This is a genomic window from Flavobacteriales bacterium (genome assembly GCA_016712535.1).
GTDB lineage: Bacteria > Bacteroidota > Bacteroidia > Flavobacteriales_F > PHOS-HE28 > PHOS-HE28.
Genome location: JADJQW010000002.1, coordinates 1,848,389 through 1,865,367 on the forward strand (window position 1 = coordinate 1,848,389; position 16,979 = coordinate 1,865,367).

The 16,979-nt window shown below is 63.5% G+C and carries 14 protein-coding genes; 8 read left to right on the plus strand and 6 right to left on the minus strand.

All coding sequences use genetic code 11. The features are described from left to right. From IPK70_07575 to IPK70_07595, 5 genes are all read left to right on the plus strand, one after another. Positions 1 to 1,134, plus strand: a complete 1,134-nt coding sequence (locus IPK70_07575) for an inorganic phosphate transporter (protein MBK8227021.1) — start codon at positions 1 to 3, stop codon at positions 1,132 to 1,134. 30 nt (positions 1,135 to 1,164) lie between these two features. Beyond that, positions 1,165 to 2,364, plus strand: coding sequence for a glucose-1-phosphate thymidylyltransferase (locus IPK70_07580; GenBank protein MBK8227022.1), 1,200 nt, complete (start codon positions 1,165 to 1,167; stop codon positions 2,362 to 2,364). Positions 2,365 to 2,406: 42 nt separating this feature from the next. Next, a complete protein-coding gene (gene fabG, locus IPK70_07585) occupies positions 2,407 to 3,156 on the plus strand; it encodes a 3-oxoacyl-[acyl-carrier-protein] reductase (protein MBK8227023.1) in 750 nt (249 codons plus the stop codon). 281 nt (positions 3,157 to 3,437) lie between these two features. Then, positions 3,438 to 5,522, plus strand: coding sequence for a hypothetical protein (locus IPK70_07590; GenBank protein MBK8227024.1), 2,085 nt, complete (start codon positions 3,438 to 3,440; stop codon positions 5,520 to 5,522). Positions 5,523 to 5,535: 13 nt separating this feature from the next. Continuing rightward, positions 5,536 to 6,168: a YdcF family protein gene (locus IPK70_07595; protein MBK8227025.1), complete on the plus strand. Its 633-nt coding sequence runs from the start codon at positions 5,536 to 5,538 to the stop codon at positions 6,166 to 6,168. Here the strand turns inward: IPK70_07595 and IPK70_07600 are convergent, their stop codons facing one another. The 5 genes from IPK70_07600 to IPK70_07620 form a co-directional block, all read right to left on the minus strand. After that, positions 6,169 to 8,385, minus strand: a complete 2,217-nt coding sequence (locus tag IPK70_07600) for a T9SS type A sorting domain-containing protein (protein MBK8227026.1) — start codon at positions 8,383 to 8,385, stop codon at positions 6,169 to 6,171. It abuts the gene before it with no gap. A gap of 95 nt (positions 8,386 to 8,480) precedes the next feature. Continuing rightward, complete coding sequence (locus IPK70_07605) at positions 8,481 to 9,686, minus strand: trypsin-like peptidase domain-containing protein (protein MBK8227027.1); 1,206 nt, start codon at positions 9,684 to 9,686, stop codon at positions 8,481 to 8,483. A gap of 60 nt (positions 9,687 to 9,746) precedes the next feature. Further along, positions 9,747 to 10,037, minus strand: a complete 291-nt coding sequence (locus tag IPK70_07610) for a hypothetical protein (protein ID MBK8227028.1) — start codon at positions 10,035 to 10,037, stop codon at positions 9,747 to 9,749. A 168-nt stretch (positions 10,038 to 10,205) separates the two neighbouring features. Continuing rightward, the gene (uvrB, locus tag IPK70_07615; protein MBK8227029.1) at positions 10,206 to 12,245 is read right to left on the minus strand and encodes an excinuclease ABC subunit UvrB; all 2,040 of its coding nucleotides are present in this window, start codon (positions 12,243 to 12,245) and stop codon (positions 10,206 to 10,208) included. 24 nt (positions 12,246 to 12,269) lie between these two features. Next, on the minus strand, positions 12,270 to 13,088 hold the full coding sequence (locus IPK70_07620; GenBank protein ID MBK8227030.1) for an SUMF1/EgtB/PvdO family nonheme iron enzyme: 819 nt from the start codon (positions 13,086 to 13,088) through the stop codon (positions 12,270 to 12,272). 102 nt (positions 13,089 to 13,190) lie between these two features. Here IPK70_07620 and IPK70_07625 point away from each other — a divergent pair, with 102 nt between their 5' ends. From IPK70_07625 to IPK70_07635, 3 genes are read left to right on the plus strand one after another with little or no spacing between them, the layout of a single operon-like run. Then, positions 13,191 to 13,730: a hypothetical protein gene (locus IPK70_07625; protein MBK8227031.1), complete on the plus strand. Its 540-nt coding sequence runs from the start codon at positions 13,191 to 13,193 to the stop codon at positions 13,728 to 13,730. 17 nt (positions 13,731 to 13,747) lie between these two features. Beyond that, positions 13,748 to 14,800 (plus strand): quinone-dependent dihydroorotate dehydrogenase, encoded by a 1,053-nt coding sequence (locus IPK70_07630; GenBank protein MBK8227032.1) that lies wholly within the window; start codon positions 13,748 to 13,750, stop codon positions 14,798 to 14,800. Next, complete coding sequence (locus IPK70_07635; GenBank protein MBK8227033.1) at positions 14,788 to 15,645, plus strand: hydroxymethylglutaryl-CoA lyase; 858 nt, start codon at positions 14,788 to 14,790, stop codon at positions 15,643 to 15,645. The genes IPK70_07630 and IPK70_07635 overlap by 13 nt, the downstream gene beginning before the upstream one ends. Positions 15,646 to 15,688: 43 nt before the next feature. Here the strand turns inward: IPK70_07635 and IPK70_07640 are convergent, their stop codons facing one another. After that, positions 15,689 to 16,942: a metallophosphoesterase gene (locus IPK70_07640; GenBank protein MBK8227034.1), complete on the minus strand. Its 1,254-nt coding sequence runs from the start codon at positions 16,940 to 16,942 to the stop codon at positions 15,689 to 15,691. Positions 16,943 to 16,979 lie beyond the last annotated feature (37 nt).

Consider the following 16,979-nt stretch of genomic DNA (forward strand, 5'->3'; position numbering starts at 1 on the left):
ATGACCCTGCTCATCGTGATCATCGCCCTAGCGTTGATCTTCGACTACATCAACGGCTTCCACGACGCGGCGAATTCCATCGCCACGATCGTCAGCACCAAGGTGCTCACGCCCGTGCAGGCCGTGATCTGGGCCGCGGCCTTCAACTTCATCGCCTACTTCATCTTCAGCGATCACCATGTGGCCAACACCGTGGCCAAGACCGTGCACGAGGAGTTCATCACGCTGCGCGTGGTGCTCGCGGGCCTCATCGCCGCGATCACCTGGAACCTGCTCACGTGGTGGTACGGCATCCCCAGCAGCAGCTCGCATACCCTTATCGGCGGTTTCGCCGGAGCCGCATTGGCCGGTGCCGGATTCGATATCGATAGCGTGAACATGGCCAAGATCGGGCTTGTCGCGGCCTTCATCATCCTGGCGCCCCTGGTCGGCATGGTCATCAGCATCTTCATCACGCTGGTCACGCTGGTGCGCAATCTCTGGGTAAGGCTATCGATCATCGCTGTGGCCACGGCCATCACCAGCATCTTCATCCTGAAGAACAACGACCTGCGCATCGCCATGGCGCTGTTCTCGCTCGTGTTCATGCTCACCTATGCGGTGGACCTCACCAAGCTGCCCAGCGCGCTGCGCACGGCCAACCTGTACAAGCGGCTGCAGCTGCTCAGCTCCGCTGCGTTCAGCATCGGTCACGGCGGCAACGATGCGCAGAAGGTGATGGGCATCATCATGGTGGCGTTGGTGGCCAGCGGCGAGGCCGAGAGCCTGGATCACATGCCGGCCTGGATACCGCTAGCATGCTATTCCGCCATCGGCCTGGGCACGCTCAGCGGTGGCTGGAAGATCGTGAAGACCATGGGCACGCGCATCACGAAGGTGAGCCCGCTCGAAGGCGTTTGCGCCGAGAGCGCAGGGGCCATGACGCTTTACATGACCGAGCAGATGGGCATCCCCGTGAGCACCACGCACACCATCACCGGGAGCATCATCGGCGTGGGCACCACCAAGCGCGTGAGCGCCGTGCGCTGGGGCGTCACCATCCGGCTGCTCTGGGCCTGGATCCTCACCATTCCGGTGAGCGCCGTGCTCGCAGCCCTGGCCTGGTGGGTGTGCGGCCTCTTCGGAATGGAATAGCGCTGCCAGCGCTCTTCTACCTTCGTCCGCATGGCGATCATCCTTTCCGACGCAGGCCATCACGCGCACCTGCTGCCGCTCACCTTCACGCGTCCGGTGGCCCAGCTGCGCCCCGGCATCCTGCGCATCAGCGAAGGGTGGCAGATGCGCAGCGGGCTGGACGTCTTCTATCGCACGGAGTCCTATCTATCCAAGGCATTCCCCATGGCGCAGGCTGATGGTCAGCGCTTCGAAGTGGATGGCTCGTTATTCCCGGCCGATGACCTGGTGGATTCGGTGCTCGATCTGAAGCCCGGTGAAGTCCTGATGAAGGACGGCCGACCGCTCGCCTTCGGATTGGCAGGCGGAGAGGCACCGGACGCAGGGGCTTGGTTGCAGCCGCCGGTCTACGAGAGGCGGGTCGAATTCGCGGGAGAGGCCTGCTCCTTCACGCGTCCTTGGCATCTCTTCCAGCACTGCGGCAAGGCCATCGCGCAGGACTTCAAGCTGGTCACCGAAGGACGCCGCTCCCAACCGCTCAGCGCGCTCAATACCGTTGTGGGCGACCCGGCCCTGGTCTTCCTCGAGGAAGGCGCAGTCTGCGAGGCCAGCATCCTCAACACCAAAGGCGGCCCCATCCACATCGGGCGCGGCGCGGAAGTGATGGAAGGCTGCCTGCTGCGCGGCCCCATCGTGCTCGGCGATCATGCGCAGTTGAAGATGGGCGCCAAGGTCTATGGGCCATCGGCCTTCGGGCCCGAATGCCGCGTGGGCGGCGAAGTGAACAACAGCGTGATCCTCGGCTTCAGCAACAAGGGGCACGATGGCTTCCTCGGCAACAGTGTGCTGGGTGAATGGTGCAACTTGGGCGCAGACACCAACAACAGCAACTTGAAGAACACCTATGGCGAGGTGAAGGTGTACAGCCACGTTGAAGGCAAGGAGGTAGGCACGGGCTTGCAGTTCTGCGGCCTCTTCATGGGTGACCATGCCAAGAGCGGCATCAACACCATGTTCAACACGGGCAGCTCGGTGGGCGTGGCGGCCAATGTGTTCGGCGGCGGCTTCCCGCCCAAGCGCATCCCTTCCTTCGCATGGGGCGGAGCGGATGGCTTCGCTACGTATGATATCGAGCGCGCCATCGATGCCGCCAAACGGGTGCTGGCGCGTCGCGATCAAGTGCTCACTGCGCCAGCCGAAGGCATCCTGCGGCATGTGTTCGCGCTCGAGCAGGGCCGGGCGGGCCATTGACCGGATGCCCTTGGGCAACGGATGCGCAGCTACTTTCGCCGCATGGCACTACTCACCGGAAAAACCGCCCTCATCACCGGCGGATCGCGCGGCATCGGTCGCGGCATCGTCGAACGCTTCCTCGAAGAAGGAGCCGATGTGGCCTTCACATACGTGAGCAGCCCCGACAAGGCCAATGCGGTGGCCGATGAGCTCAAGGCGAAGAGCGGCCGCAACGTGCTCGCCATACAGAGCGACGCTGGCGACTTCAACAGCGCGCAGGCCGCCGTGGACCAGGTGGTGGCCGCCTGGGGCAAGCTCGATGTGCTGGTGAATAACGCGGGCATCACCAAGGACCAGTTGCTCATGCGCATGAGCGAGGCCGATTTCGATGTCGTGATCGCCACCAACCTCAAGAGCGTCTTCAACATGACCAAGGCCGTGATGCGCACCATGCTGAAGCAGCGCAGCGGCAGCATCATCAACATGAGCAGCGTGGTGGGGGTAAAGGGCAACGCCGGACAGGCCAACTACGCCGCCAGCAAGGCCGGCATCCTCGGCTTCACCAAGAGCGTGGCCCTGGAGCTCGGCAGCCGCAACATCCGCAGCAACGCCATCGCCCCCGGCTTCATCGAGACGGAGATGACCGGTGCCCTCGACCCCAAAGTGGTGGAGCAATGGCGCGAGGGCATCCCCCTGAAGCGCGGCGGCACCCCCGCCGATGTGGCCAACGCCTGCGTCTTCCTCGGCAGCGACCTCAGCGCCTACATCACCGGGCAGACGATCAACGTGTGCGGGGGGATGCTGACGTAGGGGAGAGCTTGATGAGCCTGGGGGATGGTGCGGAAGGTCGAGGGTTGACGAGCAGTCGCGGACCGTCGTGCATCAGGTAGAGCTCCGCCATGTTTCTTGCAGGTGGATCGCGCAGGATCCTGTCTTCGATGGTTCAATCCAGCTGCGCCCTGCCCCCAGTATTGCTCCGTGCGTGCTCTTGAAGGTCACTCAAGGCGATCTTCGCGCCCCAACCCTCAACCAGCCAGTTGCTCAACCTGCCACCGGCGGGCAAGCCTCCAACCCTCAACCACCAGCTGAGCATGCACCTCACCACGGCCCATTCCCTCTGGCTGGCGCCGCTCTGCTTGTTGCTGGGCGCGCTGCTGGCGTGGTGGCTTTACCGCAAGCAGGCCGGGAGGGAGGGGTTCGCGCCGCGAGTGAACTTGCTGCTGGCCGTGCTGCGCGCCTTAGCCGTGGCCATCATTGCCTTCTTCCTGCTGGAGCCCATGCTGCGCATGCTGGTGCGCGAGGTGCGCAAGCCGGTGGTGGCCTTGCTGCACGATGGCTCGGCATCGCTGCTGCTGAGCGGTGATACCGCGGCGATGCGGATGGTGCATGCGGAGCGCATGCAGCAGTTGGAGGCCGCGCTGGGCGAGCGCTTCGTGGTGCGGTCATTCACCTACGGGGACGCCATTGCGGAAGGTCTCAGCTACGCTCAGGATGCGCTGGCCACGGACATGAGCCAGGCGCTGCGCGAGGTGCACGACCGCTTGAGCGGACCGGACCTTGCCGCGGTGATCATCGACGGCGATGGCATCGTGAACCGTGGGCGTGATCCGCGCTTCGATGCCGACCGCTTGCAGGTGCCGGTGTTCACCATCGCCCTGGGTGATACGACCGTGCGGCCAGACCTTGCCGTGAAAGCCGTTGACCACAACCGCATCTGCTTCCTCGGCAACGAGTTCCCGGTCCGCGCACGCATCGCGGCCCGGCACCTCAAGGGCCAGCGCACGCGCGTTCTGCTGAAGCGCGGCGCCGAGGTGATCGCGACCCAGGAGCTCTTGATCGGCGCCGACCCTTACCTGCACGAATCGGCATTCAGCGTGAAAGCCGATGCAGCCGGTACGCAGCGCTATACGGTTGAAGTGGTAGCGGTGGACGAGGAGGCCAGCATCGTCAACAATACCCAGGACTTCTACATCGAAGTGCTCGACGCCCGGCAGAAGGTGCTGATCCTGGCTGCAGCGCCGCATCCTGACCTCGGCGCCTTGCGCACGGCGTTGAGCGGCGTGGAGGGCTACGCCGTGGAACTCGCCTATGCCGGTGATTTCAATGGCGTGCCGGCGGGCTACGACTTGATCGTGCTGCACCAGCTGCCCGGGTCCAGTTCAGCGGCGAGCGCCTTCGTTGAGGGCGCAAAGGCCAAAGGCATCCCGATGCTGATCGTGCTCGGGTCGGGCACGCGCATGGATGCCTACAACGCGCTGCTCGCCGGAGTGCGCGTCAGCGACAGCAGGCCGGCCATCACCGATGCGCAAGCCGTGGCCGCGAAGGACTTCGCGACCTTCAACCTCGAGGCGGACCTGGTGCAGGCCATCGAGCGCTATCCACCGCTGCAAGTGCCGTTCGGGCAATACAGCCTGAGCCGGTCAGCCTCGGCCCTGGCCTGGCAGCGCGTGGGGCTCGTGCGCACCGAGGCCCCGCTGATCGCCGTGTCCCAGCAAGATGGCCAACGCAGCGCGACCATCTGCGGCGAGGGCATCTGGCGGTGGCGCCTGGCCGATCACCAATTGCATGGCAACCATGACCGTTTCGACCGGTTGATCCGGAAACTGGCGCAGTTCCTCTCGCTCAAGGCCGACAAGAAGCGTTTCCGGGTTGACCATCCGCCCGTGGTGCCTGCCAATGAGCAAGTGCAATTCACCGCCGAGGTGTACAACGCCGCCTATGAGGCCGTGCCTGATGCGAAAGTGGCCATCACCTTGAAGGACGAGGAGGGACGGGACTATCCCTTCGCGTTCAATCCCACTGCGAACGGTTATGGCGCCAGCGCCGGCATGCTGCCTGTAGGCCGCTACACCTGGAAGGCCGAAGCCCAGCACAAAGGCGAGCGCATGACTGCTCAAGGCGAGGTGCATGTGCGCGCGGTGACCTTGGAGCAAGTGACGACCGTTGCCGATCACGCGCTCCTGGCTGACATCGCAGCGCGCACGGGCGGGAAGGTCCTGGCCCCTTCTGAGTTGGGCGGGATACCGGAGGCACTGAACGCCGATAACCGGGCCTCGTCGCGCTCCTACTCGCAGCCGCGATTCACCGATCTGATCGAGATGCGCTGGATCTTCTTCACGGTGCTGATGCTGCTCGCTGCGGAATGGGCACTGCGTCGCCGGAGCGGCGCCTATTGAGATGCACGATCCCGTGAAGCCGTTCCGAACCCGCACGGGTCGTTGGTCGCGCCGATTCTTGGTGCTTGCCGCCGTGCTCATGGCCCTCTGGCTCGCACGGGTACCGCTGATGCGCGCGCTCGGGAATTGGCTGATCGAAGAGGATCCATTGGCACAGGCCGATGCGATCGTGGTGCTCGGCGGAGCGCCCATCGAACGGGCACCGGTGGGCTCGCAGCTGTTGCGCGCTGGTTGGGCGCCGCGCCTGTTATTCACAGGGGGGATCACCGATGAGCGCCTCCAGCTGTACGGCATCGCGCGGACGGAGGCAGCACTGGGCCTTGACGCCGCATTGCTCGACAGCGCGCAGCGTGGCCAAGCGGTGCTCCTGGAAGTGGGCACCAGCACCCAGGAAGAGGCGATCGCCGTGCGCGACTTCGCCGTGGAGAACAGCCTGCGGAAGGTGATCGTGGTCACCACGGAATTCCATACGCGCCGCGCCGGCAAGGTCTTCCGGAAGGCATTGGCGCCAGCGGGCGTTGAGGTGCTGGTGCGCGCGGCGCCCGGCAAGGATTACGATGCCGCGCGCTGGTGGGAGAGCGAAGCGGGCATGATCATGGTGAACAACGAGTGCATGAAGACGCTGTACTACGCGCTCAAGCACTGATCACTGCACCACCAGCCGCTTCACTGCACGGCCTTCGGACGTGATCGCTTCAACCAGGTAGGCCCCGGCCACCAGTTGCTCGATGCCCAACGTGGCCAAGTCGGAGCCAACGCGCTGATCCAGCATGACTCGCCCCGTGGCGTCCAGCACGCGCACGCTCTGGATCGCGCGCCCTGCAAGCAGCATCACTTGACCGTGGGCAGGATTTGGGTATAGGGCGATCTGCGGCCCGAATCCCGTTTCCGGCATGCCCACCACTTCCACGCAGAAGGTCTGCACATCCTGCTCGCCGTACTGGCCATCACTCTCCACGAGCAGCGTCGAATCGGAGTCCATGATCACGTAGCTCCCTTCGCCCTCATCACAGCAGATGCCGTCGCCGAACGCATCGTTGATCGTGAACGAATAGCAATCGTTGGTGAGGCAGAAGGAGGAGGTGTATAGCTCGCCTTCTTCCAGGTCAGGGTAAGGGCCGCCCTCGTAGAGCACCGTGCCCGACTGCGTGGCCAATTCCCAGGTGATGTCGCTGCCCCAATTATCGAGCGTGAGCAGGAGCTGCACGGTGCCGCCCGGATTGCTCACGTTGAAGGAGTAGAACCATGTGTCGTTGTCCGGCACCTGGTCTTCGTTGGCGTTGGGCCAGGTCACCGTCACGTACAGGGTATTCGCGCCAGTGGCGGCCACGATCGGTGGAAGAGGGACATTCATGGTCTGCAGCACTTGAAGCGAACCTGTCCAGTTGAACACGAAGGGAGTGCCGCCCACCAGCCCATAGGTGATCACTGCGCTGGTCATCACCGCCAATCCGTTGTTCTTCAAGGTGACGATCGGGCTGATGATGCTGTCGCCGCAGATCAACTCGGGGATGTTCACGATGCTGGTGATGGCTGCGTCGTACGCGATGATCGGTTCCGCGTCGCCCAAGCCGGCTAGCGTATCGCCGCAGGTGCCGAGGTATTGCTCGATGAAGGGCCAGCTGACATCGAGGCGGCCGTAATAATCGTCCACGCTGTTCGTGCAATCCGCTGCGCCGCCATAGAGTTGGCCGATCACGCGCTTGTCCTGATTGAACAAGGCGCTTCCGCTGCTGCCGGGCTCCGTTGTTCCGGCATCCCAAACGGTCACTTGCCAGCAATCCGCAGCACCGGTTCCCAGATCGATGTTGGCTTGCGTGATCGGGCTGTAGGAGAGGCTGATCTTCTTGATGTCGCCGCTGGGATGATGGATGCCGCAAACGGTATCGGGCGTGACCCCGCTCTTATCCCATCCGGCGTAGTACACATCGTACTCCACGGGCGGGATGCTGTTCAGTTCGAGGAAGGCCATGTCGGTGCCGGTGTTGCTGGTGAGGAGCACGCAGCCGCTCACGGTCTCCAGGGCCGGCTCATCCTCGGTCGGGTCGCATGTGGGGCTGTCCCAGTTGAAGCGGAAGACCCAGTCGGCCACATCGGGGCTGAGGCAATGGTTGGCGGTGAGGAAGTAAGGCGTGCTATCCTGCGCGCAATTATTGAGCATGGTGCCGGTGCAGAAGCCATTGCCGCCGGTGGTGATGATGGCTACGCTTCGGATCTGGTCGCGCCAATCGTCGCCTTCCGGGCAGATCACGTTGATGTTGCATGAGCCGCTATCGCCCAAGCCGCGCGTGAATCCCTGCGTATCGCGATAGGCGTGCGTGACACGGTCGATGGCGAGGCGGCCTTGCCCGGCGGCTGATGCCGGTTCGTGGTACTCGATGGTGATGCGCTCTCCGGCCAGTTGCGTAACGCCCAGGCGACCGTGCTTCGCGCTTGCCTCAGTGAAGGCCCCCAGATGCTGGCCGCTCTCGTTGTACACGAACACGCGGCCGCTCTCAGGAAGGTCGAAGATGTTGAACCGGAAGTTGATGCTGAAGGCGCCCGGGCATTCAAGGGCCACGCGCCACACGCGATCGCCATTGCGCAGCACATGCCAGGTGCCATGCGCCTCGCTCCGGATATCCACCTCGTGGTTGAATCCGAAGCGCCATGGGCCTTTCATGCCGGAAGCGAAGCGAGCCTCGTCCTCGGCGATCAGCGCTGCGGCATCAACCGCCGGGAGGGTGATCGTTTGCGCAGGCGGCAGCGCAGGTCCCTTGGGCATCAGCCCGATCGGCCTTCCGCCGAAGGCGATTTGTGACGACGCGGAAAGCGCGGCGAGGAAGAGCGGGAGAGTGGAGAAGAGGCGTAGCGATGGTGCCATGCGCGCTGGTTTGGCTGCGTGAAGATAGACGAGGCCCAAGATGCGAAGGACCGCTGGATCACTCCAACGGTCCTTCAGAATGGCATGGCAAGGGGTCAGCGCGCGATCACCAGGCGCTGCACGCGGTGGTATCCCTCGGCCGTGGCCTCCACGAAGTACAGGCCTGCAGGCTGGTCGCCCAGTTCAAAGGTCACGCGCTCGACTCCGCTGGTGAGGCTGCGCTGCGCGACTAGCTTGCCCAAGGCATCGAATACCGTGAGCCGACCGCCATTGCGCATGCCGGTTGGAAGGCCAATAGTGATGGAGCCTTGCGCAGGGTTCGGGGCAATGGCCAGCTCACCGGCAGCTGTCGGCTCATCCATGCCCACGGTGAGCGGGTAGCCTTGGAGCGTGTTGCCGCAGTTGCCCAACCACGTCTGCAGGTACTGGTAGCTGGTGCTGAAGCGCCCGAAGTAATCGTTGATGTTGTTGCTGCATGAAGCAGTGCCACCATAGAGCTGCCCGATGAGCAGGCCATTCTGGTTCCAGAGGCCGCTGCCGCTGCTGCCCGGCTCGGTGGTGCCGTCCTCCCAATTGGCGATGCGCCAGGTGGCGGCGCCGCCCCAGCTCGCCTGGGTGGCGGGGTTGGTGTCGAAGCTGATCTTCTTGATGTCACCATCCGGATGGTGGATGCAGGTGCTGGCCGTTGGGGCGGTGCCGCTCTTGTCCCAGCCAGTGTAGAACACATTGTAGCTGGCGGGCGGCGTGCTGTTGAGTTGGAGCAGGGCCACGTCGCTCGCTGCGTTGTTGGCCTTCAAGGTGCTGCCGCTCACGGTCTGGTTGGTGGGCGCGTTGGTGGTTGGGCTGCAGACAGGGCTGTTCCAATTGAAGCGGAAGACCCAGCTATTGTTGCCGCCCAAGCAGTGATTCGCCGTCAGGAAGTACGGGGTGCCGTCGTTGTTGCAGTTGTTGATCAGCTGCCCGGTGCAGATGCCGCTTCCGCCCACGGTGATCATGGCCACGCTCCGGATCTGCGGCCGCCAGGGATCGCCCTCGGGGCAGATCACGTTGTTGTTGCAGCTCCCGCTGGTGCCGAAGCCTTTCAGGGTGCGGAACAGGTCGCGATAAGCGTGCGTCACCTGCCCGATGCGCAAGCGGCCTTCGCCGCGGACGGCGAAAGGCTCGATGTACTCGATGGTGATGCGGTCGCCGGGCAGTTGCGTAACGCCCAGTTCCGTGTGGCCGGGATTGCTCTCGGCCGTGAAAGCGCCAAGCACTTCGCCCGCTTCGTTGTACACGAAGACCTGGCCGCCATCGGGCACCACGTAATCGTTGAACTCGAAGTTGATGCTGAAGGCGCCGGGGCATGCGATGGCTACCCGCTAAACCCCTTCTCCGTTAGGCAGGGTGGTCCATGCGCCGCTGTTCTCCGTGCTGATGTCCGTGGCGTGGTTGAAACCGAAGCGGTAGGGCCCTTTGACGCCGCTTGCGATGCGTGCCTCGTCCTCCACCATGAGCGCGTTGGCATCCACTTCGGGCATCACCACCAGCGGCGGTGCAGGCAAGTAGGCCTGGTCAAGCCCAAGCGGTTGTCCGCCGAAGCTGACCTGGGCGTTGGTGAATGCCGGAGCCAATAGCGTGGCCCCGAGAACATGGAGTAGGATTCGGTTCATCGGTGTTCTGGTTCAATGAGGGGTGGTTCGCGGACGAAAGTAAACGCCTCGCCACAGCCGCCAACGTTCCAGCACAGGCCACTCTCGGAAGCTCAATGGGAATCACCGAAGCCCCTTTTCGCCGAAGGCAATCACCGCGACGACGATTCACCTTTCACGCCCGACTACTCACGGCTTCGCTTGCAGGCGAAGCTCCATGAGCTTCTGCACGGCGAACAACTCATCGCGCAGCTGGGCCGCCGCGATGAAGTCGAGTTCCTTGGCCGCCTTGCGCATCTGCGCCTCAAGCAGAGCGGCATTCTTCTCCAACTGATCGGTGCTCATGTATTGCATCACCGGATCGGCGGCGAGGCTGTAAACCGGTTCCGGTTCGAGGTAGGCTTTGGGCGTGGGGCCTTGGATCTCGAGCACCGAGGTCTGCTTCAGCACATCGGCCCTGTCGCGTTTGATCTGCGTGGGCGTGATGCCGTGCTCCGCGTTGTACGCCATCTGCTTGGCGCGGCGGCGCTCGGTCTCATCAATGGTGCGCCGCATGCTGTCGGTGATCTTGTCCGCGTAGAAGACCACCAGGCCATTGACATTCCGTGCCGCGCGGCCAGCGGTCTGCGTGAGCGAGCGGTTGCTGCGGAGGAAACCTTCTTTGTCCGCATCGAGCACGGCCACGAGCGATACCTCCGGCAGGTCCAAGCCTTCGCGCAGGAGGTTCACGCCCACGAGCACGTCAATCATGCCCAAGCGGAGCTGGCGCAGGATCTCGATCCGCTCAAGGGTCTCCACGTCGCTGTGGATGTACTTGCATTTCACGCCGTTCCTGCGCAGGAACTCGTCGAGCTCCTCCGCCATGCGCTTGGTGAGGGTGGTCACCAGCACGCGCTCGTCTTTCTTGGTCCGGTTGCGGATCTCTTCGAGCAGGTCGTCGATCTGGTCCTTGCTCGGACGCACTTCAATGGGCGGGTCGAGCAATCCCGTTGGCCTCACCACTTGCTCCACCACCACGCCCTCACTGCGCTGCAATTCGTAGTCAGCTGGCGTGGCGCTGACGAAGAGGGTCTGTCCCATCATGCCCTCGAACTCCTCGAATTTCAGCGGGCGATTGTCCATCGCGCTGGGCAGGCGGAAGCCATACTCCACCAGGTTGCGCTTGCGGCTGCGATCGCCGCCGTACATGGCCTGCACCTGGCTCACGGTGACGTGGCTCTCGTCGATGACCATCAGGAAATCGTCGGGGAAGTAGTCGAGGAGGCAGAAGGGGCGCTGGCCCGTTTCACGCCGGTCGAAGTAGCGGCTGTAGTTCTCGATGCCGCTGCAGTAGCCCAGTTCACGCATCATCTCCAGGTCGTGGCTCACGCGCTCCTCGAGGCGCTTCGCCTCCAGGTGCTTGCCGATCTCCTGGAAGAAGGCGACCTGCTTCACCATGTCCTCCTGGATGCTGTGGATGGCGCCGTTCAGCGTCTCGCGGCTGGTCACGAAGATGTTGGCCGGGTAGATCGTCACTTGATCCACGGTCTCCAGCGTCTTGGTGGTGCCCAGGTCGAAGCGCTCGATCCGCTCCAGTTCATCGCCCCAGAAGTGGATGCGGATGCCTTCATCGGCGTACGCGAGGAAGACCTCCACCACATCGCCCTTCACGCGGAAGTTGCCGCGACCAGGCTCAATGTCCTTGCGACTGTACAGCGCCGAAACGAAGCGGTGGAGCAGCGCATTGCGGCTCACCTTCATGCCCTTGTTCAGCTCCACCACCGTGTGCTTGAACTCCGCTGGATTGCCAATGCCGTAGATGCAGCTCACGCTGGCCACCACGATCACGTTGCGCCTTCCGCTCAGCAGCGCGCTCGATGCGCTGAGCCGGAGCTTCTCGATCTCTTCATTCACCGAGAGGTCCTTCTCGATGTAGGTGTTGGTGGTGGGCAGGTAGGCCTCGGGCTGGTAGTAGTCGTAATAGCTCACGAAGTACTCCACGCGGTCGTTCGGGAAGAAGTGCTTGAACTCGCCATAGAGCTGAGCGGCCAGCGTCTTGTTATGACTCAGGATCAGCGTGGGGCGATCGACCTGCGCGATCACGTTCGCCACGGTGAAGGTCTTGCCCGATCCGGTGACGCCGAGCAGTGTCTGCGCCGGCACGCCATCGCGCAATCCTTCCACCAATTGCCGGATGGCCTCGGGCTGGTCGCCGGTCGGGGTGAATTCTGATATGAGTTGGAAAGGCATCGGAAGGGCCGCGAAGGTACCGGGCTAGTGGGCCTTCACGCGAGCGATGCAACGGAAGCCGAGCCAGGGCTCCGGCTTGTCGTAAGGCTGCGACCAGCCTTGGGCGCATTGCCCAGCGGGTTCCATGAAGGACCCGCCCTTGGCAACGCCACGGGAGGCGGTCAGCTCAGCCGCGTTACCTCGCAGGTTGTACAGCCCGAGCGCGTCCGGCGCGTATCCGGTGACAGGGGTGAGTTCTTTCCCAGGATGGACGAAGGCCCGGCGGCGACCCATCTTCAATTGGGCCTGGCATGGCGCGCAGTCGTAATTGAACAAGGGACAGATCCCGTTCGTGCTATCTGCTTCCGTGAGCAGCGCATCCATCTCGCGCGCCTTAGGGAGCTCGTAGATGACGGTGAACATGGTGTCTCCCTGCGCGCGAAGCATTTCGTTGTACCGATCGCCTCGCCAGGCGCAATAGTCAAGGGCTTGCTCGTAGCTGATGCCGGCGATGGGATAATGGGCGTAACCTTCAGCCTTGTGCCGCTGCGATCGTGCGCGCAGGCTGTCGGATCGAACGCCGATCCGGAAGCGGGTGAAGACCCCGAAGCTGCGGAAGCTCCGCGCTTCGCCGGAGGCGGGAGCGAACAGGTACGCATAGGGCAATTCCTTCAGCACGGTTGGATCCGGCGCAGTGCCATCGCCGTCGTGCATGAATTCCAGCCAATCCGCCACGCCGATCTCGAAGCGGTCCACGAAGATGCTGTCATTCAAGCGCACCATGCGATGGATCTCGGAGGGCCCGCTGGGCTGTGCGATGGAACTGCTCGAACTGATGAGCAGGAGGATGACGGATGCGCGCATGTCCTGGCCAACGCTGGGAGCGCCGCAATAGTACTGGCGCTGCTCGTCCCATGCCTGACGATTCGGCCCGCATGTGCCACCTTTGCGGCCTTTGCAAGAACCATGAAACAAGTCGCACGGTCCCTGATCTTCTCCGCAAGCGCGGCCTTGGTTGGCTGCGGCCCAACGCAACAATCGAATACCCCTGCCGATGCCGCGGAAGCATCGGCTCCCAAGCTTAATGAGATGGTGGCCTTGCGAGCCGCCAATGGCCAGTACATCTGCGCGGATCAGGCCGAAGGGGTTGCGCGCTACGGAGCGCTGATGGCCAATCGCAGCAGCATCGGGGCCTGGGAGCAATTCGAGCTCGTGCCGATGGATAGCGGCCGTTTCGCATTGCGCGCGAGCAATGGCAAGCATGTCTGCTTCGAGCGTGAAGGCTTGCGCCAGGCAGTGGCCGACCGTGACAGCATCGGCGAGAAGGAGACCATCGAACTGGTTGAACTGCCGGAAGGCCGTGTTGCGCTGCGCACGCTCGAAGGGATGCATCTGGCGGCGCAACTCGCCGAAGGCAATGCCTGCTACACCTGCCTCACGGCCGATCGCAAGGATGTCGGCGCATGGGAGGCCTTTGAGCTGATACGGCTTAACGAGACCCCTTAGCGATCGCTCCGCCGCCGATGTACGCGCTGCTCCGTCCACTGCTCTTCCTGCTCCCTCCGGAGCGCGCTCATCACCTCACCTTCCGGCTGCTGGGCATCGCATCGCGCATTCCCGGCATGCTCTCGCTCGTGGGGGGAGCCAAGCCGCCGCGTGCCGCGGCCACCGACGTGATGGGCTTGCGCTTTCCATCGCCTGTAGGCCTCGCAGCGGGCATGGACAAGGATGCGAGACATGTGGATGCCCTCGCGCGCATCGGCTTCGGCTTCATCGAGGTGGGCACGCTCACGCCCAAGCCACAGCCCGGCAATCCGCAGCCGCGGCTTTTCAGGCTGAAGAAGGACCGTGCGCTCATCAATCGCATGGGCTTCAACAACGGCGGCGTGCACGCGGCCGTGGAACGCTTGCGCAATCGGAGGCCAGGGATCATCGTCGGCGGGAACATCGGCAAGAACAAGGACACTCCGAATGATCGGGCCATCGACGACTACATCGCCTGCTTCGATGCGCTCCATGACGCGGTGGACTACTTCGTGGTGAACGTGAGCAGCCCCAATACGCCCGGCTTGCGCGCGTTGCAGGAGAAAGGGCCCTTGCTGGAGATCCTCCGCGCGTTGAGGGAGAAGAGCATTCGACCTTCAACCAACACCTCCTCAACTCCTCAAGCTTCCAAACCGATCCTGCTCAAGATCGCCCCGGACCTCAGCGATGGCCAATTGGACGATATCGTGGCAGTAGTGAAGGAGAGCGGCATCGCGGGCGTGATCGCCACCAACACCACGATCGAGCGATCAGGGCTTCACGCGACGCAAGTTGAACTGGAGTCCGTTGGCGCAGGAGGCTTGAGCGGAGCACCGGTTCGGGCGCGAAGCACGGAGGTGATCACCTGCTTGCGCGAGCGCCTGCCGAGGCCCACCGTCATCATCGGCGTGGGCGGCATCGATTCATGGGAGGCGGCGATGGAGAAATTGGAGGCGGGCGCCGATCTGGTGCAGGTGTACACCGGCCTGGTGTATGAAGGGCCTTCGCTGGTGAAGCGGATCAATCGATCTTTCGCGGCATGGAAGCGGTGAAACTCATCGAATGCCCGCGCGACGCCATGCAAGGCATCGTGCCCTTCATTCCCACGGAGGTGAAGGTGCGCTACCTGAATGAGCTGCTCAAGGTGGGCTTTGATACCATCGACATCGGGAGCTTCGTGAGCCCGAAGGCCATTCCGCAATTGGCCGATACCGGCGAGGTGCTTTCCCGGATCGACATGAGCGGATCGAACAGCAAGCTGCTCGTGATCGTGGCCAACGAGCGCGGCGCGGAGGAGGCGGTGAAACAGGCGAGCGTCACCTGTCTCGGCTACCCGTTCAGCATCAGCGAGACCTTCCAGCAGCGCAACACGAACACGAGCATCGAAGGGAGCTGGGGCCGCATCGCGCGCATCGCGGAGATCACGCGCGCGGCTGGGAAGGAACTGGTGGTGTACATCAGCATGGCCTTCGGGAATCCGTACGGCGATCCGTGGAACGCCGAGGTCGCACTGCACTGGGTCGATCGGCTGGTGAACGAGCTGGGCGTGCGCATCATCGCTCTCAGCGATACCGTTGGCGTGGCGCGGCCCGGTGATATCTCCACGATGTTCTCCGCCCTCATCCCTGCACTGCCGGCCGTGGAGTTCGGCGCGCACCTGCACTGCACGCCGGACAATTGGAAGCAGAAGACCGATGCCGCTTGGGATGCCGGTTGCCGCCGCTTCGATGGCGCCATCAAAGGCTATGGCGGCTGCCCGATGGCCGAGGATGAACTCGTGGGCAACCTGCAGATGGAGCTTTTCGCTCGGAGCCTGGAAGAGCGCGGAGTGAGCACTGGGCTCAACCTCCAGCAGTTGGATCGATGCGTGGCAGAGGCGGCGAGGGTGTTCCCGTGATCGGCCAACCCCCAACCGGCCTCGCAATCAACCCTCAGCCCATTCAACCACGGGTCAACTCAAGCACCGTGATCTCCGGCGGCATGCCCACGCGACCAGGGAAGCCGATGAAGCCGAAGCCGCGATTCACGTAGAGCTGCTGATCGCCCTCGGCATAGAGGCCCGCCCAGTGCTTGTACACCCATTGCGCAGGGCTATAGGTGGTGCTGCCGAGCTTCACGCCCAGTTGCGCGCCATGCGTGTGGCCGCTCAGCGTGAGGTCGATGCCCGTGCCCTGCACCTGGTGCTCCCAGTGCGTGGGGTCGTGGCTCATGAGGATGCGATAGGCGAAGCTCTCGCTGCCGCGCACCGTCTTCTGCAAGTCACCGTACTGCTGGAAGCGGTGCCCCCAGTTCTGCACGCCCAGCAGCCCGATGCGCTCGCCATCGCGCTCCAAGGGCAAGTGCTCATCGAGCAGCAGCCGGAAGCCCATCTCGGCATGGATGCGCTTGAGCTTCTCGAGGTTCTTGGCCTTCAGCTCAGGGCTATCCCACTTCGGATAATCGCTGTAGTCGTGGTTGCCGAGGATGGAGAACTTGCCGAGCGGCGCCTGCATCCGCGCCAACTCAGCGATGAACGGCTCGGCTTCCTCTGCGAAGTCGTTCACCAGATCGCCGGTGAAGAGGATCAGGTTTGGCCCCTCGGCCATGATCAGGTCAACGCCTTTGCGCACCACGCTCAGGTCGCCGCCGTAGCTGCCCAAGTGCATGTCGCTGATCTGCACAACGCGCAGGCCGTTGAAGGCCTCGGGCAGTTTGCTGCTCCTTACGGGTACGCGCGCCAGGTTGAAGTTGCGCCGTCCCTTGGTGACGCCGTAGAGCACGCCTGCGAAGGGCACCACTGAGACGATAAGGCCCAGTTGGCTCAGGAAGCGAGCGCGGTCGATGCCTTCGCCGGCGGCATCCACGGGCCCGGGCGTGAGCTTGTCCCAGCCCCAGCGCACCAGATGCAGCAGGTCGTCGAGGCCATGGAAGACCACCATGACGATCTTGGGCAGGAAGAAGAGCAGGAAGAGCGCCACCATGCTGAACGCGAAGCTGTGGTCTCGGCGCGCCTCGGGGTCGCGGAAGTTGAAGCCCACGTACACGATCATGCCCAGCAGGCCGATGCTGATGACCCAGTAGAGGAAGCGGAAAATGCGCCGCAACGCCACGCTGTGATTCGCGAGCGCGGTATTCACACCTTTGTAGGCATACAGGTCGATGGCGATGAGCACCACCAGGAAGATCATGAAGTTGCGGAGCGCGGCGGGGGACATGGGGCGAAGGTACCGGGGTGGAGGGGCGGAGCTTGAT